Annotated in this window: 17 protein-coding genes; all 17 read left to right on the forward strand. The window is 62.7% G+C overall.

Annotation, left to right across the window (positions count from 1 at the left end; translation table 11 throughout):
- The first annotated feature begins 102 nt into the window (after nt 1–102).
- The 17 genes from ACEE23_RS01365 (at nt 103) to ACEE23_RS01445 (ending at nt 24765) form a co-directional block, all read left to right on the forward strand.
- A complete protein-coding gene (locus ACEE23_RS01365) occupies nt 103–3543 on the forward strand; it encodes a translation initiation factor IF-2 N-terminal domain-containing protein (RefSeq protein WP_448873498.1) in 3441 nt (1146 codons plus the stop codon).
- A 226-nt stretch (nt 3544–3769) separates the two neighbouring features.
- Nucleotides 3770–4075, forward strand: coding sequence for a 50S ribosomal protein L21 (gene rplU, locus ACEE23_RS01370; protein WP_290222882.1), 306 nt, complete (start codon nt 3770–3772; stop codon nt 4073–4075).
- Nucleotides 4076–4120: 45 nt separating this feature from the next.
- Nucleotides 4121–4399 (forward strand): 50S ribosomal protein L27, encoded by a 279-nt coding sequence (gene rpmA / locus ACEE23_RS01375; protein WP_368520339.1) that lies wholly within the window; start codon nt 4121–4123, stop codon nt 4397–4399.
- Nucleotides 4400–4749: 350 nt separating this feature from the next.
- The gene (locus ACEE23_RS01380) at nt 4750–6306 is read left to right on the forward strand and encodes a SpaH/EbpB family LPXTG-anchored major pilin (protein WP_448871877.1); all 1557 of its coding nucleotides are present in this window, start codon (nt 4750–4752) and stop codon (nt 6304–6306) included.
- A 71-nt stretch (nt 6307–6377) separates the two neighbouring features.
- A complete protein-coding gene (locus tag ACEE23_RS01385) occupies nt 6378–7274 on the forward strand; it encodes a class C sortase (protein ID WP_321113375.1) in 897 nt (298 codons plus the stop codon).
- Nucleotides 7275–7298: 24 nt separating this feature from the next.
- Nucleotides 7299–8705, forward strand: a complete 1407-nt coding sequence (locus ACEE23_RS01390; RefSeq protein ID WP_368520337.1) for a hypothetical protein — start codon at nt 7299–7301, stop codon at nt 8703–8705.
- Between the two features lie 85 nt (nt 8706–8790).
- On the forward strand, nt 8791–14784 hold the full coding sequence (locus tag ACEE23_RS01395) for a DUF5979 domain-containing protein (protein ID WP_448873513.1): 5994 nt from the start codon (nt 8791–8793) through the stop codon (nt 14782–14784).
- 20 nt (nt 14785–14804) lie between these two features.
- On the forward strand, nt 14805–15692 hold the full coding sequence (locus ACEE23_RS01400) for a class C sortase (protein ID WP_035107383.1): 888 nt from the start codon (nt 14805–14807) through the stop codon (nt 15690–15692).
- Nucleotides 15693–15744: 52 nt separating this feature from the next.
- Complete coding sequence (gene obgE, locus ACEE23_RS01405) at nt 15745–17274, forward strand: GTPase ObgE (protein ID WP_368520335.1); 1530 nt, start codon at nt 15745–15747, stop codon at nt 17272–17274.
- Nucleotides 17275–17382: 108 nt separating this feature from the next.
- Nucleotides 17383–18639 (forward strand): glutamate 5-kinase, encoded by a 1257-nt coding sequence (gene proB / locus ACEE23_RS01410; protein WP_368520334.1) that lies wholly within the window; start codon nt 17383–17385, stop codon nt 18637–18639.
- 65 nt (nt 18640–18704) lie between these two features.
- Nucleotides 18705–19640: a D-isomer specific 2-hydroxyacid dehydrogenase family protein gene (locus tag ACEE23_RS01415; RefSeq protein WP_368520333.1), complete on the forward strand. Its 936-nt coding sequence runs from the start codon at nt 18705–18707 to the stop codon at nt 19638–19640.
- Nucleotides 19641–19643: 3 nt separating this feature from the next.
- A complete protein-coding gene (locus ACEE23_RS01420; RefSeq protein WP_448871883.1) occupies nt 19644–20570 on the forward strand; it encodes a D-isomer specific 2-hydroxyacid dehydrogenase family protein in 927 nt (308 codons plus the stop codon).
- A 94-nt stretch (nt 20571–20664) separates the two neighbouring features.
- A complete protein-coding gene (locus ACEE23_RS01425; protein WP_368520331.1) occupies nt 20665–21963 on the forward strand; it encodes a glutamate-5-semialdehyde dehydrogenase in 1299 nt (432 codons plus the stop codon).
- 22 nt (nt 21964–21985) lie between these two features.
- Nucleotides 21986–22597 carry a nicotinate-nucleotide adenylyltransferase gene (gene nadD, locus ACEE23_RS01430; RefSeq protein WP_368521408.1) on the forward strand — a complete coding sequence of 204 codons (612 nt, stop codon included), beginning with the start codon at nt 21986–21988 and terminating at the stop codon, nt 22595–22597.
- A gap of 100 nt (nt 22598–22697) precedes the next feature.
- Nucleotides 22698–23168, forward strand: coding sequence for a ribosome silencing factor (gene rsfS, locus ACEE23_RS01435; protein WP_368520329.1), 471 nt, complete (start codon nt 22698–22700; stop codon nt 23166–23168).
- Between the two features lie 14 nt (nt 23169–23182).
- Nucleotides 23183–23881 carry a histidine phosphatase family protein gene (locus ACEE23_RS01440; protein ID WP_368520328.1) on the forward strand — a complete coding sequence of 233 codons (699 nt, stop codon included), beginning with the start codon at nt 23183–23185 and terminating at the stop codon, nt 23879–23881.
- Complete coding sequence (locus tag ACEE23_RS01445) at nt 23881–24765, forward strand: DegV family protein (protein ID WP_368520327.1); 885 nt, start codon at nt 23881–23883, stop codon at nt 24763–24765. Before ACEE23_RS01440 ends, ACEE23_RS01445 begins: the two co-directional genes overlap by 1 nt.
- The last annotated feature ends 57 nt before the right edge of the window (nt 24766–24822 follow it).

Here is a 24822-nt window from a genome sequence, read left to right on the forward strand (position 1 = left end):
TTCAGGGTAGGAAGCCCTGCGGTGTGCTTGCCTGCAGCTTGGATGACTTGCGCGGCCCCGCGGCGAGCTTGCCCTCGCGCCACTAGACGTCAGGAGTAGCCCGTGGCTGCAAAGACTAAAAACGAACAGAATACGGATTTATCAGCGGCCGCCGCGTTGGCCGAGCGGATCGATAGGAGCCAGCTGAAGGACAAGACGCGGCTCTACGCCCTCGCCAAGATGCTGGGGATTTCCTCCAAGGCCCTGGTGGAACAGTTCGCCCAGGAGGGCATCAAGAAGGCCCCGCAGTCCGGCCTGAGCAGGGCGGAAGCCGAGCAGATGCTCGACCGCATCCAAGCCGCCGGCTCCCAGGCCCCGGCTGGTGATGCCCCCTCCGAGGCCGCAACCGATCCGGAGTCCGAGGCCCAGGACGCGCCCCCGGCCAAGAAGAAGACCACCAAGTCCACTAAGTCCACCAAGAACAAGCGGAAGGCCGCGCCCCAGGGCAAGCGGGCCGCCACTAAGTCCGAGAAGGCTAAGGCCGAGGAGGTCAAGCCCGAGGAAGCCAAGCCCGAAATGGACGCCCCGGCTGAGGAGCGGGCCGAGGATAGCGCCGCGGACAAGAGCGCGGACAAGCCCAAGAAGACCCGCAAGCGCGCGACCCGCAAGTCCACCAAGAAGCGGGCCGTGCGCGCCGCCGCCCCGGCCAAGCCGCAGCAGCAGGACGAGGAGCCGAAGCACGAGGACTCGGCCGACGCCGTGGCCACAGCCGCCGAGGAAAAGCTGCGCGACCGCGTGCGCAAGAACGTGGAAAACGAGTTCAACCAGATCGCCGACAAGGTCGAGTCCGAGCTGCAGAACCTCGCCACGGCCGAGGGTGCTGAAGACGACGGCATCGACAGCGCAGAGGCAGACGACGAGCCCGCCGAGCTTGACCACGACGAGGACCTGGAGGAGCTGGTCGCCGCCCTGACGCCGCCGCACCACGCGGCAGCCAAGGACAACGCCGCGGACTACGCGCCGGTATTCATCGCCCCGCAGGCGAATGCCGCCAAGCCGGCCCGGCAGGCTGAACCCGATGATGCGGACGGTGATGACGACGAGCCGGAGCGCATCGAGGCCCCGCGCGGCATCAAGGGCTCGACCCGTATCGAGGCACAGAAGCGCCGCCGAGCGGAGATGCGCGAGAAGGGCCGCGAGCGCAAGCACATCGTCTCCCAGGCGGAGTTCCTGGCGCGCCGGGAATCCGTCGAGCGCACCATGGTGGTGCGCGAGCGCCAGCGCGTCGACCACGCCGGTTCCGTCACGCAGGTAGGCGTCCTGGAAGACGACCTGCTGGTCGAGCACTTCGTGACCTCCGACTCGCAGGCCTCGTTGATTGGCAACATCTACTTGGGCCGCGTCCAGAACGTGCTGCCGTCGATGGAGGCCGCCTTCGTGGACTTCGGCGAGGGCCGCAACGGTGTGCTTTACGCCGGCGAGTTGAACTGGCGCGCCATGGGGCTCAAGGGCCGCTCCCGCAAGATTGAGCAGGCCCTAAAGTCCGGCGACCAGATCCTGGTCCAGGTATCCAAGGACCCGATTGGGCACAAGGGCGCGCGCCTGACCACGCAGATTTCCCTGGCCGGTCGCTTCCTGGTCTACGTGCCGAAAGGCCGCAGCGCCGGTATTTCCCGCAAGCTGCCGGCTCCGGAGCGCAAGCGCTTGAAGGAGATCCTGCAGCGTGTCGTGCCGGGCGAGGGCGGCACCATCATCCGCACCGCCGCGGAGAACGTCTCCGAGGAGGCCATCGCCACGGACGTGGGCCGTCTGCACGGGGTCTGGGAGGACATCCAGGACCGCGCGGAGAAGGAGAAGAAGTCCAAGGGCGCGAAGCCGGTGACCCTCTACGAGGAGCCGGATATGTTGGTCAAGGTCGTCCGCGACCTGTTCAACGGCGACTTCAAGCACTTGGTCGTGGACGGCAAGAAGGCCTTCAACACGGTCAACGCCTATATCCAGTCGGTCGCCCCGGATCTGGCGGACCGGGTGGAGCGCTTCGATCGGAATAAGCACGGCGGCCAAGATGCCTTCGCGGCCTACCGGATCGACGAACAGCTGCAGAAGGCCCTGGCCCGCAAGGTGTGGCTGCCCTCGGGCGGCACGCTGGTCATCGACCGCACAGAGGCCATGACCGTCATCGACGTCAACACCGGCAAGTTCACCGGCTCCGGCGGCGATCTCGAGGAAACCGTGACCCGCAACAACCTCGAGGCCGCGGAAGAGATCGTGCGGCAGATGCGCCTGCGCGACCTGGGCGGGATGATCGTCGTCGACTTCATCGACATGGTCCTGCCCGAAAACCAGGAGCTGGTCCTGCGCCGGCTGAAGGAGGCCCTGGGGCGCGACCGCACCCGTCACCAGGTCTCCGAGGTCACCTCCCTGGGCCTGGTGCAGATGACCCGCAAGCGCCTAGGCGCGGGCCTGCTGGAGACCTTCTCCACCGAGTGTGAGCACTGCCAGGGCCGCGGCATCATCATCCACGATGACCCGGTCGAGCACACCGACGATCATTCCGGCCACGGGCACCACGACCGCCGCAACCACAAGCACGCGGATACGGGCCACGGCCGCAACCAGCGCTCCCAAGAGGAGCAGGACTCCCCGGCGGAGACGCGCGGCGACGCCAAGCAGCTCGACGAGCTGGTAGCCAGCGTGGTCAAGGACGAGGGTGCTGCCAACGACGGCGAAGAGCGCGACGAACACAACGATAGTGATTCCGAGGACCGCAAGGGCTCTTCCTCGCGCCGTCGCCGTCGCCGCGGCAGTCGGGGCGGGCGCTCGAACCGCTCCCGCGACGAGCAGTCCCGTGACGATCAGTCCCAGGACTCGGTCAGCGACATCGAGAAGATCGCTTTCGCCGCAGCGGACAACGCCGCCGACAGCGACGACGTCGCCGAGTTAAAGGACTACGTGCCGGACGAGGACGTGCAGCCGGCGCAGGCTGGTGGATCCACCACCTACGAGGACGCAATCGAAGAATTCGAGGCCTCCCCGCGCCGCAAGCGCAAGACCCGCGGGAACTCCCGCTCCGATCACCGCCCGCGCCGGGAGGATTTCCCGGACCGCGAACGTCACTCCGTGCCGGCCGACGCTGAGGACAAGGCCGCAGCGCCGGAGAAGGCCGACGCGGGTGCCGACGATGCCGGCAGCTCCCGCGAGGAACAGCCGGCGCGCGGCAAGCGCGGCCGTCGCCGGGCCACTCGCCGCACCGCCGGACAGCGCGGCGGGCGCGGCAATCGCGCCGGCGGCCACGACGCGCCGACGCAGGCCCCAGCAGAGAACCCGCGGGATGATTTCGCCGCCCAGGCAGAAGACAGCACCAAGACCGTGGTGCGCGGGCGCCGCCGCCGGGCCGTGCGCCGCTCTGCCAAGGCCGCCCAGCCGACGCAGTCCGATTCCGGCGGTGGTCGGGAAAGTCAACCGCGGCAAACCGCCCCGGCAGAACAGAACGACGCCGGCGCTGAGTCCCGGAAGCACACCGGCCGGGGCCGCCGTCGGGCGACCCGCCGGAGCGGGAAATAGGCAGAAATTGGTGTGACCGGCGGGTGCAGGAAAGACGCGGTTTGTCTTTTCTGGTCCCGTCGGGGTAGGATTTCCAAGTCGCCGTTTAAGTCCAGTTGAGCCGCGCCAGAAGTCTCATGACTTACGTGTAGCGCTGGCACTGGACTCAAGCGCAAAATGTAATTGTCCATTCAGGGGTTGGGTCTCGCCTGCCCCTGAGCCGAGTTTAGATAAGGGGTAACCCTCTATGTACGCGATCGTCAAGACCGGCGGAAAGCAGTACAAGGTTGCCGAAGGTGACCTCGTTAAGGTCGAGAAGATCGAGGGTGAGCCAGGCTCTGCCGTGGCTCTCACCCCGGTTCTGCTCGTCGATGGCGCGAACGTCAAGTCGAAGGCCGATGACCTGGCTAAGGTCAAGGTCGACGCTGAGATCGTTGATCAGGCCAAGGGCCCGAAGATCAACATCATGAAGTACAAGAACAAGACTGGTTACAAGAAGCGCATGGGCCACCGCCAGCCGCTTACTGTTCTGAAGATTACCGGTATCAAGTAAGCTGCGAGGCTTGCACTAAAGACCCCTTGAAGGAGGGAAACCACAATGGCACACAAGAAGGGCGCATCCAGCACTTCTAACGGTCGTGACTCCAACCCGAAGTACCTCGGCGTTAAGCGCTTCGGCGGTCAGCAGGTCAAGGCCGGCGAGATCATCGTCCGCCAGCGCGGCACCAAGTTCCACCCGGGTGAGAACGTTGGCCGTGGCGGCGACGACACCCTGTTCGCTCTCGAGGCCGGCTCCGTTGAGTTCGGTGTCAAGCGCGGGCGTCGCATCGTCAGCATTGTTCCGGCTCAGGAGGCCGCAGCTGAGGCTTCTGCCTAAGCAATAACTTCTGCTAAGACCCAAGGACTTTTGGTCCTTGGGTCTTTTTCTATGCCCAATCAGTATTAAAGGTCTATCCCGCGTGCATTTCCCCTTGTTAGTAGGTGGATCTCACTTACTGAGAACAACAAGCGAATTTTAATTATCGATACAATGCAAACCTTGCAAAACCTGGTCTTTCACTGACTGCAAGGCTGTACGCTGGGCTAATAAAATCCTGAGATTCATACAAGTTAAAAGGTGTATGAAAATTTCCTCTTGCAAACATGAGCAGATCGCTATATGCTAAGGGCGTAGTTAACACTGGAGAAGGCTGACAAGACTTATTGATTGGCCTTCACTAACCCTGCTTGGAAGGAAAAGGTCGGGTTATCACCTCTCTCAACTCTCGCATCGCCAGCGTCATCACCGCTAGCGCGCTCGCCATCATGGGCACCGGCTTCGCCGCTCCTGTTGCCATCGGCCAGGAGGCAACCCCTACTCCTACTGGGGAAGTAGGTGCTGAGACCACCCCATCCGCTACTCAGAACGCTGACCGCATTGATCCGAATGCGACCGTCACTCTGAATATCCACAAGAAGCTTGGTGACCCAACTAGTGCCGATGAGGCAGCGGGTTTGCCAGGGCTAGAGGGTGCAACGTTTGAGATCGGACGTGTGGCAGACGTGGACCTGACTACTCAGGCTGGTCAGGCTCAAGCGAGCCGACTCGGTGGTCTGGACCAAGCGGAAATTGCTGGTCTAACAGTCGAAAATGTTGTCGAAGTTAAAACCGATGCAAACGGCGAAGCAAATTTCGAGGGTCCTATTGGTCTGTACCGCGTTACTGAGCGTAACAACCAGGGCTACACCACTGCGCCTGCTTTTCTGATTGCGCTCCCGTACGCGAATAGTGACGGCAACTGGACTTACACTCGCGACGTCTACCCGAAGAACCAGCAAATCATTCCTTCTAAGCAGGTTGATGATAATGGTGTCACCCTCGGTGAGGACTTGACCTACACGATCAACGCACCGGTTCCTGCAGGCACCTTGTCCCGTTTCAATATTGTTGACCCGTTGATTTCTGCACTTACCTTGAAGCCAGAAGGCATTGAGGTCGCCACAAGCCCAGTCGGCGCAGTGTCCTTCGATGATGGCGATTACACCGTCACGACCAACGACAACACCCTTAGGGTGGACTTCAGTGAAGCAGGTCGTGAAAAGCTGCAGGAGGCACGTAAGGGCAACCCGGACCTGAAGGTCACCGTTAAGTTCAACGCGACTGTGAACTCGATTCCTGCGAATGGTCAGATTACTAACACCGCGACGATTGAGCTGCCGAATGGTGCATTCGTAAATACCGATGGCCCGGACCCGAATAACCCTGAGGGTGGCGATCAGCCGACCTCGACTACTTTCGGCAATTTGACCATCACTAAGACCTCCCAAAATGGTGATTCCACGCTGAACGGTGCAGAGTTTGAGCTCTACCTCTGCCAGGCTGAAGAAGATGGCACCTACACCTCGCTAGGCGAGGCCTTGCCGGTGGCTACTACTGAAACCGGCAATGTTTTGAACAAACTGACTACCTCTGGCGGTAACGATTCAGGTGGAGACGCTACCGCTAATGGCTATGCCATCCCGATGACCTCCTTCGCAGCGGGTACCGGTGCCGTTGAAAACCAGTACTGCGTGCTGGAGACCAAGGCGCCAAGAAACTACGCACGTAACCCGGAGCTGCAGCCGGTTAACGCTGACATTGAAAACCTCGCTCTGACTGTGTCTGTGGACAACCGTAAGGACACCATTGCGGGCATGCTGCCGGCTACCGGTGCTTGGGGCATCCTGTTGGTCTTCCTGGTTGGTCTGTTGCTGCTGGCCCGCGGTATCTACACCTCCTACAAGGATTCCCGCGCAACTGCGTAAACACTCCCTATGCCGGGGCGCGTTGAGCCTAACCGCTCTGGTGTTCCCGGCCAGGTAGGAAGGAGCACGCCATGGCACGACATAGTCGAAGTGCCGTGCCCGTGGCTTCGCCCGCCCAACCGAAGAAGCGTCGAATTCGCTCAGTGGTGTACTTGCTTCTGGCGCTGTTGGTCTTTCTTACTCCGGTGGTGCTGACCACCTACAAGAATGCAGAGCAGCAGCGGATTGCTGATGAGTACTCCGAAGCGGTTCGTAACTTGGAAGATGGGCAACGCGAAGCAGAGTTCGTCCGGGCGCAGGAATACAACAAGACGCTTCCTGAGGTTGGCGCCCCGGATCCGTGGATTAATGGTGTGGATACGCAGTCGCCGGAATATCAGGAATACGAAGATATTTTGAGCGTGATGTTGCCCATGGCGCGTTTGCGTGCACCCTCGGTAGGCATTGATTTGCCGGTTTACCACGGCACATCCACTGGTGTGCTGGCCCACGGTGTGGGACACCTCTACGGAACTGCACTTCCCGTAGGAGGGGAGGGCACCCGCGCGGTGCTGACTGGCCACACGGGACTGACCACGCTGACGATGTTTGACAACCTCACCCACATGAAAAAGGGTGACGTGTTCACCGTCGAAGTCATGGGTGAAGCACTTGCTTACAAGGTCACAGACATCGAGACAGTGCTGCCGGAGGAAATCGAAAAGATTAAGCCGGTCGAGGGCAAAGACATGCTCACCCTGATTACGTGCACGCCTTATGGCATCAATTCCCACCGTTTGTTGGTTCATGGCGAGCGCACCGAATTGCCAGCCGGATACGACGACAAAGTCAATTCACCGTGGCAGCTGTGGATGACCATCGCGATTGCGATTGCGCTGTTCATCATCCTGTATTTGCTGTGGTGGCTGTACCGCCAGCGCAAGAAGCAGAAACAAGCTGAAGAAGCAGCGATGGCAGTCCAGGAATAGAAGTTCAAGAAAAGGTACAAAGACATGGTGATGAAGCACGCAGAGCGCCGAGGACTACTCGGGTTGTTTCTGGCGTTCGCTGTAGCGTGCCTGTGTGTGGTTCCGGTGGGCAATTCGCCGGCTGCGAATGCACAGGAGACAGGGTCGCTGCGCATCACTAAGGAAGCCGGTAAGGGTTTTAATCCGGCTGTGGACACTGCTTACTTCCAGGCCCGACAGTTGATTGGGTTGAAAGAGACGGACATCGAAAAGCTGGGGGAGTTGTCCCAGCGTCGCCCGGAGCTGCTGACTGCTGAGCCAGGCTACGAGCTGGGCCCGGAGCATGAGGCAGCCACCAACGCCTCGGGCGTGGCGCTGATAAATGGTCTGCCTGCCGGTGCTTATCAGGTCACTGAGGTGGCCAAGCACCGCGGCAACTATTCGTCGGAAGAATCCGCGCCTTTCCTGATGTATGTCACTGCCGGTGCAGTTACTGAGGTCAAAGCCAAGCCGCAGGCATTGTCGGTGAGCAAAGAAGCGCTTATCGATGCCGCCCGCCCCGGCGACGAAGTGCCTTTCAAGGTGAGTGCCAACGTCCCGCGCGTGGATGTCGATGGGCGTCTGCACCAGTACGTTTTCTTCGATGGTTTGGAACCGCGTTTAGCGTTTGAGGCTATTCGCAACGCCGTGATCCGCAATGCGGCCGGTGAGATTCATGCGGCCGGTGAGATTCGCTTGGACCCGAATACGGACTTCCAGGTTCGCCAGGTCGGCAACACCGTGGTGATGTCGCTGACGCAAGCCGGCCTGGACAAGCTGGCTGCGGCACGCGCTGGTCACCCGGAGACCATGGTTGAGTTCGACCTCCTTACGCGCCTGCGCCCGGACGCAACCGGGTCGGCGCCGCTGCGCAATGCCATTAACTTCGCCCCGGATGGTTACTGCATCCCGGACCAAGACATTGCCGATGCCGCCTACACCCGCGATGAGCTTTCTTGCACTGAAGCACACTCTCCGGAGCACTCCGAAGCGGTGACCGTGTTGGTACTGCCAGAAGATTCCGACGGCGGATCCAGCAAGGGTGATCCCTGGTGGGTCATCGTTTTGGGCGCTCTTGGTTTGGGCGCGCTGGTAGGCAGCAGTGATGGATCCTCTGATGGCTCCTCTGGTTCCTCGGAACCAGGTGCCGAAGGTGAGGTGCCTGGCGATGGCTCCACCACCCCTGGCCAGCCAGGTTCTACCGAAGACGGTCAAGTCCCGGGCGAGGCAGGGGAGACGTCGCACAGCGATGGCTCTGATGCCCAGTCCACTCCAGCCCAACTGGCACGAACCGGTGCCGCAGTGATCGGCATCGTGGTTATTGGTCTGCTCGCAGTGCTGCTCGGCATTTGGCTGATGCGACGCAAGACCGACGAAGACGAGGAAGAGGTGGACGCAGCCGATGCCAAGTAAATCTTCCACCTTTATCTTCTTGCCCCAGAACCTTTCACATACGAGGAGAACGACGATGTCCCATAGAATGCAATTACGCCGCGTGATGGCGATGTTTATCACGCTGCTAGTTGTGTTTACCGTCGCGGTATCGCCAATCTCACCGATCAATCAAGCGGTGACCCCGGAGGCCGACGCGCAGACTTCCCGCAATTGGTCTACCAGTGACACCGCCTTCAAGGATTGTTCCTTCCGCCGCGGCACCGCCGAAGCCGGCCCATATGCGAACCAGTTGTGCTGGTTGGATATGAAGGGCTTGCTTAACGGCCTGGGTACGACGCCTAAGCCCATGACGAAGGACTTGGGGCGCTACGAACTTAGCTTTGACGTGAATCTGCTCGACGAGAACAACAACTACCGTGACTGGACTCGTTGGTACACCGATACTGAGCGCCTGTCGGTCTCGAAGGACCGCATGGGTAATTCCGTTTTTGGTGGAAGCGATGGAACCACCGATTACTTCACTCCGTATGCTGACGATACGGTTTCGCCGATAGTGAGCTTTACCGGTGATACCACCGCAATAGACCGCGACCAGATGGCGAAATTCCAATTCCGTAACATCCGTCTGCTGGATAAGGCTACTGGTCAATATGTGAACAACTATCGCATCACTGCTGCCGATGCCCAGATGACCCGCAACCCGCGGGGTGCCAACGCGGAGGCGGTCTCTATGCACGTTCCAAGCGGTGGCCAGAGTATGCGCGCGCTGACGCGTTTTACCCCAAACGGATACCGTCCAGCCTGTGACCCTGCCCGGGATGGCCGTAACGTCTTTGGCCCGGGGGAAGAGGAGTACTACCTCGAAGGTGCTCTGGCGAATGTGAATTTCTTCTGTCGCGAATTCGCTGGCGGGAATACCGGTAGCTACCTCGTTGGTGGCGATGGTGTTAGGAACCTGGATGTTGGTCTGTTCTCCCGTAAGGACATTCAGGCATTTGCACTGTCAATCAATATGGGGCGTATGACCGGTGGCGTGAACCCCGTGGATACTTCCATGGAGCGTGCCGCAACGAACCAGGCAACGCAGTTTGAATTCTCGATGGCGATGCGCCAGGGCGGTACTGATACTCCGGTTCCATGGCAGGGCCAGGGTACGTACACCCAGGCAGTTCGTCAGATGGATCCTGCAGATCCCGTAGGCCGCAATGCAAGCGACTCGATGGTCTTTAAGTCCACCGCTACGGGTGCACAAAAGAACAAAGCCCTGCTGCGTTATACCCCAGAGTGGCGTTGCAACCTCGGTGGCAGCAATAGTAGCAATTTCACTATCCGTGAAGGACAGGTGCCCGCAGGATTTAGCCTGAATAACAACGTGGCGGCGGGTACATCTGAGGTTGTTTATCAGAACCCGCAGTCGCGTCCGACCTCTTGTGTGGTGACTTGGGTTCCGAAGTTTAAGCCATCCTCGCTGACTATGCGTAAGAACGTCACGGGTACCGCTCAAAACTTCAACGATGTGGAGAATCGTCGTTTCGATCTGGGCTACGAGTGCAAGGTGTCGCAAGACTATGCCGCTGCTTATGACGCGATTGAAGCCAAAGATACTCGCCGGGTGGCTTCCGGCGGTAGCTTCACCGTTGCCGGTCTGCCTGCTGGTACCGAGTGCACTCTGACCGAGGGCTTTGCTGGTCAACCACGTGTAGTGGAAGGCAAGCAGTTGACCACGCAGTGGACAGGCACAGGAGTGCAAACACTGTCGGGGACAGATTTGCCGACGGCGAAGATTACGCTGCGCGAGGGTGCCAACAATGCGGTTGGTACGAATGATGTCGCTATTGAGAACAAGTATGACTACCGCCCGGGCACGGTGACTATTAACAAGCACATCCGTGGTGAGGCCGTTAGTGACTTGGGAAGTCCGCGTGAATACCAGTTTGAGCTGGCTTGTGAGGCAACCGATTACTCGCAGATTGCCACGCTGAATGCCACGGGTAGTGGGGATAACCTGGACGGTTCGTTGACCTTTGAAGACGTGCCGGTCGCGCGTGATTGTTCGCTGCGACCACTGTCGGGTCTGTCGAATACGGAAGGCCAGACGATCTTGTTCGAAGGCCGCGATGTGACCGTTAATGGTCAAGCGACCGAGGCTGAAGAAGATGGCTCCTACACGGTGCGTCTACCGGATTACCCGGCAGGTGGCACGCCAACCTCGAGCAACGTCGAGATTCAGGCAAACTACGCCTACGAGACTCGTGACGTTGCCATTGTGAAGGAATTGGCTGGTCCGGCAGCTGGTCTGATGGACAACGACGCTACCTACCCGGTGCGTTATCGCTGTGAGGTGCCAGGGGATAGCTCGAGCCTGCGCGAAGGTCAGATGAACATCACCACTAACTCGGATGAACCTGAGGTCATCCCGGAGGTGCGTGTGCAGTCGGAGTGCTTGGTCTACGAGTCGGATACTCCCGAATCTGACAATGTGGAGCTGGACCGCACGACGATTTCTGCTAGCGACCCGAGCGATACCGTCACCACGTTGACCAATGAGGAAGCTCAGACTCAGCCGGTGCTGTCGGTGAATACCTCGACCGCGCCGACGCAGAACCGCGTGACGGTGACCAACCACTACGTCAACCGCTTGGGCACGGTGAATGTGACCAAGCAGGTCACTTCGGAGATTGCCGCAGGACAGCTGCCGAGCACGTTCGAGCTGGCATTCCGCTGCGGTACCCGTTCGGTGGAGGTTTCCGAAAATAACTACCAGTCGGTCGCACTGCAGGGCACGGTGGAGCTCACCAATGGTGGTAGCGCCACCTTGGTGGGTACTGCGGCAAACCCGAGGTTGGAAGCACTGATTAATGACCAAAACGGCAGTCTCGGTGTGCCTTATGGCAACACCTGTACTTTCACCGAGACCACCCCGCAGGTTGGCTCTGGCATTTTGTGGAGCACCGACGCCGGTGAAATCGATGCCGTTGTTGACTCCGAGCAGGAAAACGTCACCGTCAACAACACCTTTAATGCCGCTGGTAATGGTGTGACCGTCAACCAGCAGCAAACTGGTGTGACGGAGATGTACGAGCCAATCGATTACACGATCCGCTGTACGGATGAGTCCGGCTTGCCGCTGGACCTGGGCCAGTACGCCAACTTCACCCTCGGCGGTGGCGTTAACAGCGTCGAGATACCCGCCAGCGTGATCCTGGAAGGCAGCGAGTGCTCGCTCGAAGAGCAAGGCCGCGATTCGGGTACTCGTACCGATAATGGCGACACCTTCGAGATTGACCGTGATGTCACTGCCACGGTGGATGGTGAAGCTTCCAACTTCGAAGATGAAGCACCGATTGAAGTTTCTAACTTCACTGTCGGTGAGCAGACTGTGGTCTCGATTGCGGCGAACTATGACTACGTCGATCGTCCGGTGAACGTGACCAAGAACGTGCAGTTCGACCCGGCCACCGCGCAGTACATTTCCCAGGTGCGCAAGGACGTGAAGTACAACCGCAAGTTCAACATGACGTTGATTTGTACGGTGCCGTACTCCGATACCCCGCTGAGCTTGGGTGGTGTGGTCAGCTCCCCGCAGTCGAATGACCCGGCATCGCAGCGCCTGGAGTTCGACAACATTCCCGATGGTGCGAACTGTACTGCCACCGAAGGTGCAACCACTGCTGCTGAAGGCATTGACTTCACCCAGGAAGTTGCTGCTGGTGGCAACCGCGGTAACAGGACCGTCGACTTTGTAGTCGGCACAAACAATGACGTGGAGTTGATTAACACCTACTCCCGTCGTCTGGCAGACGTGCAGGTCAACAAGATTGCTAATGCCCCGATTGATATTGAAGGCGCACTTCCGGAGAAGTCGAAGGAAGAGATTTACTACACCCACAACTTCAACCTGGTGTGCCGTGACCCAGAAGGTGACGCCAATGGCAGCGGCAACCTGCCGGTTATTCCTACACAGACCATCACTGGCCCTGGAACGACCACGTTTACCAACGTGCCAGTGGGTGCTGAGTGCGACATCACCGGTGATCAGTTTGGTCAGTTGGACCTAACGAAGGATGATCCGTCTGGCCGTACGCTGGAGACGTTGCTGAAGCCGAACCAGGTTATTTGGCAGTTGCGTCGTGACGACCAGTCAGCATTCACGGATACGGATCTCGATGATGGTGAGACGACTTCACCGAAGATGACCGTGGATGACAATGTGGGTTCCGGCGGCGACGGTAACGTCGTGGACCTGACCAACTACTACCAGTTCGTCCCCACGCAGATGCAGATGACGAAGAAGGTCAACGCCAGCGACAACGCATGGCAGAAGCTGCAGGAAGCAGATACCTCCTTCCGCTTTGCTTACCAGTGCCAGGGTGTTGGCTACTCGCTATCGAATGTGGGCCTTCCAGGATCTGTAGGGGTTACTGAGGACGGTAACTTCGACAATGCGGATCGTCGCTTTACCAGTGACACTGTTCAGATTCCTGCCGGTGCATGGTGCACCATGCAGGAGCTGGAGCCGGAGAACAAGCCAGCTGCGCTGGATTGGGAAGCTGACGAAACTGAGATTTCCAAGCAGGTCGGACGTGCCGAAGATGACGTTGAGTCCTATGACTTCGTCAACAACTTCGACCAGCGCACCGTTCCGGTTCGCTTGGCTGCGTTGCAGGATGGCTACATCGCTGGTGCGGAGGATGCTTCCTACAACTTCAACATCCGTTGTACTGATGAAGAAGGCACGACCCTGACTGAGAACTTCACTGTTGGTCAGGCATACTCGTCGGCGACCGTGGCTGACGATGCCCCACCAATTAGCAACCGCGTCGTCCAGCTTCCGGTGGGCGCGGACTGCACCTTGGACTTGAATGATTCGTCGGCACTCGCTGCCCGCCCGCATTTGGAGGTCACCAATGGTGCGCGTACGCCTTACGTGGCCTTCGGTAAGTGGGTCGGCGGTGTCGCCGAAGAGGACAACCCGGATACCAAGCTGGTCGACCTGAAGGCAGATCAGGTGGGGCAGAACCTCAAGAACTACTCTTACGACTTCAGCGTCAGCGATGAGCTGGTATCGGCTAATGGTGCACCTGTGATGACGATTGCTGCTGAGGCAATGCACCTGCGCGCCAAGGTGGATGTCAGCTTCAAAAAGACGTCAGAAGGTGCTGCTGGTGAGGGACGACAGTTCCACTTCAGTACTACCTGTGGATCGGACTTCAACCTGACTGCCAACCAGACGCAGCTGCTTCGCGACATCGAAGTCGACCGCGATTGCTTCATCCAAGAGCGTCCTATCCTGACGGGAGATACTGAGGAAGGCGCCGAAGAAATCAATGCTGTCGCCAGTGTGGAAAGCGCTGGTGCGAACTTAGGCGACTCGACGGCGGGCAATCTGACTGCCACTGAGGATGGGCGCCTAGGTGCGGCATTCTGGAACTTCGGTGTGCAGCCAGTGGGCAACGCCAGTGACACTAGTCGTTCGGGCCCGCCGTGGACCCTGGTGGCGAAGAACTCCTTCCCAGGCTTTGAGTTAGACAAGCACATCGAAGGTGCGCCGATTAGTGCGGTTACCGGTGCGGTGGCTGATACGGCGGTGCTGCCTGATGAGGCAGAGACCATGCGCTTTAACTACACCGTTCGAAACAATGGTGCAGTTCTTGCCGGGGAGTTCAGCATCCGCGAGCCGGAACTGGCTGGCTACACGGTCCGCGATGCCGCCGGTGGCGAGTATGTCATCGATGACAACGGCACTATCCCGGCTGAAGTGTGCAACCTCAACGATGGTGGCGAGTTGCCCAAGGGTGAAGAGCGCACCTGTTCCTTCGATGTGGTGATTAACGCCCCAACCGATGAGTCCTATAGCTACCGCGGTACTGCGGTAGTCACGGGTACGGCTGCGGGTGCGACCTTCACCGCGGAAGATACTTATGGTGCGTTCCGCCTGAGCGCGGCTCTGGGCTTCCTGCTGCCGGATACCGGTATGCAAACTCTGGTCTGGGTGCTGCTTATTGCACTGCTAGTGTTGGGCCTGGGACTGTGGTCTTACCTGCGCAATCGCAATGAGGAAGACGAAGAGCTGGCTGCACAGACCAGCGAGCAGTAATCGAGAAACCAGGATGGTTGATGGCTAATTCCACGAAGGTGCAGCGTCCGCCGCGCAAGCGGCGGCGCTCACTGTGGCTGATTCTGGCCGGCATTCTGCTTCTGCTGTACCCGATCGTCGCCACGCAGATTAACGACTACAACCTGCAAAAACAGGCAGAGTTGTACGAGGATTCGGTGCGCCAGATTGACCCGCCGAGCCAGCGCGAGCAGTACCTGCGCGAGGCAGAGGAGTACAACGAGTGGCTGGCCGGCCAGGGCCACCACGCGTACCCGCCGTTACCAGGTTCACCAGGCTATGAGCGCTACATGCAGACCCTGGATGCGCCGGAGACCCACGGTGTGATTGCGCGTCTGCGCATTCCTTCCATTGAGGTTGACCTGCCCGTTTATCACACCACGGCACCAGACGTGCTTTACGATGGCGCCGGGCACATGTTTGGCTCCTCCCTTCCTGTAGGCGGCGAGGGCAACAATGCAGTGTTGTCAGCGCATACCGGCATGGTGGATGCCTCCATGTTTGATAATTTGCCGCGGCTCAAAGATGGCGAAATTGTCAGCATCGAAGTCATGGGCCGGGTGCTGCACTACAAGGTCACCGGCCGCGAGGTCGTCGCCCCGGATGACTACGAGGCGGTCGAATACGTCGAAGGCGAAGACCGCCTGACGTTGATTACGTGTACGCCTTATGGCATCAACACCGATCGCCTGCTGGTACACGCAGAGCGCGTGTACCTCGGCAACGAACTTGACGATGGCGGTTGGGTACCGAAGCTGTCCTGGTGGATGATCGCCGCACTCATCGTCATCGCGTTGGTGCTGTTGATTGTCGCCTGGAACGAATACCGCCGGAAGCGCCGTGCCCGTGCGGCGAAGGAGGCCCGCGAGGCTTCGGAGGAAGCCGAATAGGCTGCTAGACTGGGGCCTTCACGTTTTAGATTTTTGCGGAGGAATTTCTACCATGGCTCGTTTTATTGACCGCGTCGTGCTGCACTTGCAGGCAGGCGACGGTGGGCACGGCTGCGTGTCCGTCCACCGCGAAAAGTTCAAGCCGCTCGGCGGCCCGGACGGCGGCAACGGCGGCCACGGCGGGGACATCGTCCTGGAGGTCTCCAACCAGATCCACACGTTGATGGACTTCCACTACCGCCCGCACATCAAGGCCGAGCGTGGCGGCAACGGCGCGGGCGATAACCGCAACGGCGCCCGCGGCAAGGACCTGGTGCTGGAGGTGCCCGCCGGCACCGTCGTCCAGGACACCAAGGGCCGCGTGCTGGCGGATCTCACGGTCCCGGGCACGCGCTTCATCGCGGCCGAGGGTGGCTACGGCGGCCTGGGCAACGCTGCGCTGGCTACCGCCCAGCGCAAGGCCCCGGGATTTGCCCTGCAGGGTGAGCCGGGGCAGGCGCACGACCTGGTCCTGGAGCTGAAGTCCATGGCCGATGTCGGGCTGGTCGGCTTCCCCTCGGCCGGCAAGTCCTCGCTGATTTCGGTGCTTTCCGCCGCCAAGCCGAAGATCGGTGACTACCCGTTTACCACCCTGCAGCCCAACCTGGGCGTGGTGGACATGGGGGATTCCTCCTTCACCATCGCGGACGTGCCGGGGCTTATCCCGGGCGCGTCCCAGGGCAAGGGGTTGGGCCTGGACTTCCTGCGCCACATCGAGCGCACCGCGGTGCTGGTCCACATCGTGGACACGGCCAGCATCGAGCCCGGCCGCGATCCGGTCTCGGACATTGAGGCGCTGGAAAACGAGCTGGCCCAGTACAAGTCCGTGCTCGACGAGGACACGGGCCTGGGCGATCTGCGCGACCGCCCGCGGCTTATCGTCCTCAACAAAGCCGACGTGCCCGAGGCCGCGGAGCTGGCGGAATTCGTCAAGGAGGACCTGGAAAAGCAGTTCGGCTGGCCGGTATTTATCATCTCCGCGGTGGCCCGCAAGGGCCTGGATCCGCTGAAGTACGCCCTGATGGAAGCGGTGGACAAGGCCCGCCGCGAGCGGCCGAAGAAGAAGGCCGATCCGAATCACACGGTCATCCGCCCCAAGGCGGTTGGCCCCCGCACTGGCGGTTCCTTCGCCCAGTTCACGGTCGAAAAAGACCCGGAGGTCGAGGGCGGTTTCATCGTCGAGGGCGACAAGATCGAGCGCTGGATTACCCAGACCGACTTCGAAAACGAAGAGGCTGTGGGCTACCTGGCCGACCGCCTGGCCAAGGCCGGTGTGGAAGACCAGCTGCGCAAGGCCGGAGCCGTCGAGGGCGCTCCGGTGACCATCGGCGGCATCACCTTCGAGTGGGAGCCGATGACCGCCGGGGATCCGACCCTGGCCGGCCGCGGCCACGACGCCCGCCTGCAGGGCACCTCGCGCGTATCTGCCGCCGAGCGCAAGCGCGCCTCCCAGGCCCGCCGCGGGCTTATCGACGAATACGACTACGGCCAGGACGAAGAAGTCACCCGCGAGGGCGCCAACCGCGACCGCTGGCAGGGCTAGCCAATGCCCTTTTTTTCGCCAGCGCGGGGGCTGTGCTGACGCGGCGAGGTGGGCCAAAAGTAGGTAAGGCCTGCACACCGGCGCGGTAGGTTTGTATGATCGGTGGGCATGACTGCGCAATCGGACAATCACAGTACTTCTGCCGACCAGCCTTCCCGGCCCCTGCCGCTGGAACCGTATGCGGACCAAGCTCCGGAGACTCCCTTCCCGGATCCGGCGCCGCAAGCCGACGAGTCCCTGGCGATGGGGCACGAATCCCAGCTGCGCGAGGAGATCGCCAAGGCCAAGCGCGTGGTGGTCAAAATCGGTTCTTCCTCTCTAACGGGCGATGATTTCTCGGTCGCCCCGGAAAAGATCGACCGGATCGTCGACGCCATCCAGGCCCGCATGGAGGTCTCCGACGTCATCGTGGTCTCCTCCGGCGCCGTGGCCGCGGGCATGAAGCCGCTCGGGCTGACCCAGCGCCCCACGGACCTGGCCACCAAGCAGGCCGCCGCCGCGGTCGGCCAGGTGCACCTGGCCTACGAGTGGTCGCGGTCTTTCGCTCGCTACGGCCGCACCGTGGGCCAGGTCCTGCTGACGGCTTCCGATGCCGGCAAGCGCGACCGCGCCCGCAACGCCCAGCGCACCATCGAGCGCCTGCGCCACCTGCGCGCCGTGCCGATCGTCAACGAGAACGACACGGTGGCCACCTCCGAGATGCGGTTCGGCGACAACGACCGGCTCTCCGCCCTGGTCGCCCACCTGACCTCGGCGGACGCGCTCTTCCTGCTCTCTGACGTGGACGGGCTCTACGACCGCAACCCGGCGGAGCCGGACGCCCAGTTCGTTGACGAGGTCCGCACCGGCAAGGATCTCAAGGGCGTGGCCGCCGGCGACGGTGGAAAGGTGGGCACCGGCGGTATGGCCTCGAAGGTCTCGGCCGCGCGCCTGGCCGCCCGCGGCGGGGTGCCGGTGCTGCTGACCTCGGCCGATAACATCGGCCCGGCCCTGGAGGATTCCCGCGTCGGGACGGTCTTCCACACCCGCGAGGAACGCCGCCTGTCCGCCTGGAAGTTCTGGGCGCTGTACTCGGCGGACTCCGGCGGAACCCTGCGCTTGGACGCCGGCGCGGAAGAGGCCGTCACCCGCGGCGGCAACTCCCTGCTCGCGGTCGGTATCACCGACGTGGACGGCGAGTTCCGCGCCGGGGAGATCGTGGACATCGTTGGGCCGGAGTCCAAGGTCATCGGCCGCGGTGAGGTCAACTTCGACTCGAGTACGCTGCGCGAAATCATGGGCCGGCACACCGACGAGCTGCCGGTGGAGATGCAGCGCGCCGTCGTCCACGCGGACTACCTGTCCAACTACGCCTCCCGCCTCTAAGGCGGCGGCGAAAAGAATGCGCAAGGCGCCAGCGCGGGCTGGCGCCGTCGCGTAGCGTGGGGCCCATGAAGTACTTTATGGGCCCCTATATTTGGGAAGAGACGGTCGCCGATATCGACGCCGCCGGCCATGAGCGCGTCGACCGGCTGGAGGACGCGGAAGCGTATATCAACACCTCGCCGAACCCCGCCAAGATTCCGCAGATGCCCGACAACATCGGCTTTGTCCAGCACTGCTTCACCGGGGTGGAGGGCCTTATCGAGGCCGGGGTGATTAGTGAGGGCGGGCTGCGCTGGGCGAATTCGGCCGGCGCCTTTGCCACCCCGGTCGCCGAATCCGCGCTGGGGCTGCTACTCTCCCAGGCCCACCAGCACAAGGCCTTCGCCCTGGCCGCGGACTGGAGCGTGGCCGGCGAGCTGGACAAGCAGCAGGCGTGGCTCTACAGCCCGGCCGGCCGCGACCCAAAGACGGTGGTGGTGCTGGGCGCCGGCGGCATCGGCAAGCGCCTGATTGAGATGCTCGCCCCGTTCGGCATGCACGTTATCGCCGTGAACAATTCGGGCCGCGAGGTCGCCGGCGCGGGCGAGACCTTCGCCCTCAGGGAATCCGAGCAGGTCTGGGGCCGCGCCGATTTCGTCGTGAACATCCTGCCGCTGACGCAGGAGACCAAGGGGCTTATCGATGCCTCCTTCTTCGCTCGCCTCAAGCCCAGCGCTATCTTCATCAACGTCGGCCGCGGGGACACCGTGGTCACCGACGACTTGGTGCAGGCGCTGCAGGACGGCACCATCGCCGGCGCCGGCCTCGAGGTCGTGGACCCGGAGCCGCTGCCGGACGGGCACCCGCTCTACGCGCTGCCGAACTGCACGATGACCCCGCACATCGCGGCCTCCCAGCGGGTGGCGCGCTTCCACATGGGCCCGGTCTTCGACGCGAACGCCCGGGCCTTTGCCGCCGGCGAGCGCATGCCCACCGAAGTCAACCCGGAAGCAGGTTATTAAGCCATGAAATACGTGATGCACCCGCAGCGCTGGGAGGCGGCCCAGGCCGCCTTCGACGAGGCCGGTTTCACCCAGCTGGGCATGGACCAGCTAGGCGAGGCGGACTTCCTGTTCTTCACCGGCGGCGCCGAGGAGCTGCCGGATAGCCTGCCGGAACCCCTCGGCTTCGTGCAGCTGCCGTTTGCGGGCGTGGACGCGCTGCTGCCGCAGATGCGCGAGCTGACCCGCACTTGCGGCACGCGTTGGTCGAACGCGGCCGGGCTCTACGATGAAACCGTGGCCGAATCCGCCATCGCCCTGCTGCTGGCGCAGCTGCACGCCCACCGCCGCGTGGGGGATAGCTGGGGCAACCGCGACGAGGTGGAGGCGCACACCTCCTTCCTCTTCGAGGACAGCACGGTCGCCATCGTCGGCGCCGGGGGCATCGGCAAGCGGCTGATCGAGATGCTGCGCGGTTTCGGCCCAAAGATCATCGCGGTCAACCGCAGCGGCAAGGACGTGCCGGGCGCGGACCGCACCATCCCGACCGATCAGCTGGAGAAGGTCTGGCCGGCGGCCGACTACTTCGTTCTCCTGCTGCCGCTGACCGATGAAACCCACCACGTGGTGGATAGCCACGCCCTGGAACTGATGCCGGAGCACGCCGTGGTCATCAACGTTGGCCGCGGGCCCCTGGTGGACACGGATGCGCTGGTTAAGGCCCTGCACGAGGGGTCCATCGCCGGCGCCGGCCTGGACGTGACCAACCCGGAACCGCTGCCGGACGGGCACCCGCTGTGGGAGATGCCGCAGGTGGTCATCACCCCGCACGTGGCCAACCCGCCGTATTCGGTCAAAAAGCGCAGCGGCGCCCACACCGTCGAGGTGGCCCGGGCCTTCGCCCACGACGGCAGCCTGCCCACCGAGGTCGACGTGGACGCCGGTTATTAACGCCGCGGATAACGGCGCGGAGGCGACAGCCTCCGTGTGACCCAGTGCATCAATCCGGGGGATGAGCGGGCGGGGGTTACGTACACTGGGACGCATGACTCAATCTACGGATGAACTGAGCCCAGAACGCCAAGCCGAGCGCGACGAGGTGCTGACCAAGGCCCGCGCGGCCAAGGAGGTCGCCGCGCAGATCGCGCAGCTGACCACCCCGCAGAAGAACGAGATCCTGCGGCAGGCGGCGAAGGACTTGGTCGCGGCCACCGAGGAGATCCTCGCGGCCAACCAGAAGGACATCGACGCCGGCCGCGAGGCGGGCATGTCGGATTCGCTCATCGACCGCCTGAGCCTGGACGCCGACCGGGTCGCCGGCATCGCCGACGGCCTCAACCAGGTGGCCGGCCTGCAAGACCCGGTGGGGGAGGTGGTGCAGGGCCGCACCATGGATAACGGCATCCAGATGCGCCAGATCCGCGTGCCGCTCGGTGTCATGGGCATGGTCTACGAGGCCCGCCCGAACGTCACCGTCGACGCCTTCGGCCTGGCATTGAAGTCCGGCAACGTGCCGCTGCTGCGCGGCTCGAAGTCGGCGCGCAACTCGAACGAGAAGCTGGTGGAGATCCTGCAGTCCACCCTGGAGGGCGCGGGCCTGCCGCGCGCCGGGGTCCAGCTGCTGCCGTGCACCACCCGCGACTCGGTCCAGGACCTGATTACCGCCCGCGGCCTGGTCGACCTGGTCATCCCGCGCGGGGGCGCCGGCCTGATTAACGCCGTGGTCACCGGCGCGACCGTGCCGACCATCGAGACCGGCACCGGCAACTGCCACTTCTACGTGGACGCCTCCGCGGACCTGGACAAGGCCATCGACATGGTCATCAACGGCAAGACCCGGCGGACCTCGGTGTGTAACTCCACCGAGTGCGTGCTGGTCGATGCCGCCCTGCCGGCCGCCGACCAGCTCCGCGTCATCCAGGCCCTCCAGGACGCCGGGGTGGCCATCCACGGCGACACCGAAGAGCTAGCCGCCCTCGGCGTCGAGGGCGCGGTGCAGGCCAGCGAGGAAGACTGGGCGGAAGAATCCCTCTCGATGGATATCTGCGCCAAGGTCGTCGACGGTGTAGGCGGGGCCATCGAGCACATCCGCCGCTATTCCACCGGCCACACCGAGGCCATCGCGGCCCAGGACGCGGACGTCCTGCTGCGCTTTGCCAACGAGGTGGACGCCGCCGCGGTCATGCTCAACGCCTCGACCGCCTTTACCGACGGCGAGGTCTACGGCATGGGTGCGGAGATCGGCATCTCCACGCAGAAGCTGCACGCGCGCGGGCCCATGGCCCTGCCGGAGCTGACCTCCACCAAGTGGGTGCTGCAGGGCAACGGCCACACCCGCCCCTAGCCGGGACGTATACTCATCATCCATGAGCAACCGTATAGGGATTATGGGTGGGACCTTCGATCCCATCCACCACGGCCACTTGGTGGCCGCGAGCGAGGTAGCGCACCGCTTCCAGCTGGACCAGGTGGTCTTCGTGCCCACCGGCCAGCCCTGGCAGAAGGCGGACCGGCAGGTAACCCCCGCCGAGCACCGCTACCTGATGACGGTGGTGGCCACCGCCTCCAACCCGCGGTTTACCGTCTCCCGCGTGGACATCGACCGCGAGGGGCCGACCTATACGATCGACACCCTGCAGGACCTGCGGGAGTACTACCCGGAGTCCGAGCTGTTCTTCATCACCGGCGCGGACGCGCTCAGCTCGATTATGAGCTGGCGGGACTGGGAAAAGATGCTGCAGATGGCCCGGTTCGTCGGCGTGACGCGCCCGGGCTACGAGTTGACCGATAAAATGCTGCCCCGCGAGTCGCGGCAGGGGATAGAGTTGGTGGAGATCCCCGCGATGGCTATTTCCTCCACCGACTGCCGTGAGCGCGCCGCCGCCGGCCGGCCGGTGTGGTATTTGGTCCCGGATGGGGTAGTGCAATATATTGCCAAGAACAATCTCTACCGGATCAACCCCGATCAGCCGCTCTAGCAGCGCGCCGCGAGTAGGAAAATGTCCGAAAACGTGGGACACTAGTATCGATTATTGGTAGAAATTAACGTCTGCAGAATTTGTTAAAGGATTTCCCGCATTGTCTATTACTGACGTAGCCCGGAGCATGGCCGAGGTAGCCGCGCGCGCTGCCCAAGAGAAGCTGGGTGGCAACATCGCCGCTATCGACGTCTCCGACGTGCTGGCGGTCACCGAGGTCTTCGTGATCGCCTCCGCCGATAACGAGCGCCAGGTCCGTTCCATCGTGGACGAGATCGAAGACGAGATGACCGCGGCCGGCTACGAGCCGAAGCGCCGCGAAGGCAATCGGGAAAACCGCTGGGTGCTGCTGGACTACGGCAACGTCGTCGTCCACGTCCAGCGCGAGGGCGAGCGGGACCACTACGGCCTCGACCGCCTCTACCACGACTGCCCGCTGGTGGAAATCCCGGGCGTCGAGGCCCCGCAGCGCCCCGGCCAGTGGGCCGACGAGGTCAACCCGCGCGAGGCGGAATCCGTCGCCGACCTCCCGCTGGCTGACAAGGCCCCGGGCGAACACGAAGAGATCTAGGTAGTCCCCGCATCATGAGCCGCCGCCTGATCCTGATTCGCCACGGACAGACCACCTATAACGCCACGGGCCGCATGCAAGGGCACCTGGATACGGAGCTGTCGGAGACCGGCTACGCCCAAGCCCGGGCAGCCGGCGAGTTGTTGCGCGGGGAAGGCGTGGCCAAGATCGTCGCCTCGGACCTGCGCCGCGCGGCGGAGACCGCCTGCGTCGTGGGCGAGGCCCTGGGGCTGGACTACCAGACCGATCCGCGCCTACGGGAGACCAACCTGGGCAACTGGCAGGGGATGAGCTCCGCTGAGGTGGACGAGCAGTTCCCCGGCGCCCGCGCCCTGTGGCGCCACGATGCCACCTGGGCCCCGCCGGAGGGTGAGTCCCGCGTGCAGGTAGCCGAGCGCGCCCGGCCGGTCATCGACGAACTCATGGAGTCGTTCCACGACTGGAATGACCAGGCGCTGCTGGTGGTGGCCCACGGCGGGGCTATCGCGGCGTTGACCTGCCACCTGCTCGGCCTGGAGCACCGCCAGTACGGCACGCTGTCCGGGCTGAAGAACACCCACTGGGCGCAGCTGACCGCCCGCCCGGTCTTCGACGCGGCACGTCCGCTCGCCCCCGTGCACTTCGATCCCGCCCAGCCGGCTAAGGCCACCTGGTACTTCGATGGCTGGAACATGGGAGGGCGCGTCGTCGGCGACGGCGGGGCTGATATCTAGTGGCGGTACGCGTAGTTACGGATTCTTCGGCCGGGTTGCCCGAGGAGATCGTGGCGGAGCTGGGCATCGGTGTGATCCAGCTCCACGTCATGGACGGCGAGGGCAAGGACGGCACCGAACAGTCCACCGCCGGGGTCAGCGCCATCGAGCTCGCGGCGTTCTACGGCCGCCAGATGGAGCGCGCGGCCTCCGCCGGCGGCGAGGAAGCCGTGCTGGCCATCCACCTGTCGAAGGAACTGTCCTCGACGTATTCTTCCGCCGTGACGGCCTCCGGCGCCTTTGCCGCCGATGCTCTGGCGGTCATCGACTCCGGCTCCACCGGCATGAGCATGGGCGCGGCGGTCATGGCGGCCGCGCGGATGGCGCAAGACGGCGCGGACCTGGCGGAGTGTCGGGCCGCGGCCGAGGACACGCTGGCTCGCTCCAATACCTGGGTCTACCTGTCCAGTACGGACGATCTGCGCCGCTCTGGCCGCATGTCCACCGCCACCGCGATGCTCTCGACCGCGCTGCTGGCCACCAAGCCCATCATGGAGCTCGTCCACGGCAAGGTGGACCTAGTGGGCAAGACCCGCACGCAGACCAAGGCCTTTACCAAGCTGGTGGAGCTGGCCGTCGAGCGCGCCGAGGGCGAGCCAGCCTTCGTGGCCATCCAGCACAACGGCGACGAGGAGGCCGCGGAACGCCTCCAGGACCTGCTAGACGGGGCGCTGCCGGAGGGCTCGTCGTTCATGCTGCTCCCGCTCGGCGGGGTGCTGTCCGTGCACGTCGGCTCCGGCGCCATCGGAGTGTCTGCGGTCTTTGCCACCGAAACCCCGGTTCCGGCCCCGAAGCCGAAGAACCCCTTGGGAACCTTCGCCGCCCGCCACCAGCGCGAGCAATAGCAGCGAAACAGCAATGTAGCCAAGGAGGCCGAAATTTTTCGTGCCTGGATGGGACCA

The organism is Corynebacterium sp. 32222D000AT, assembly GCF_053546955.1.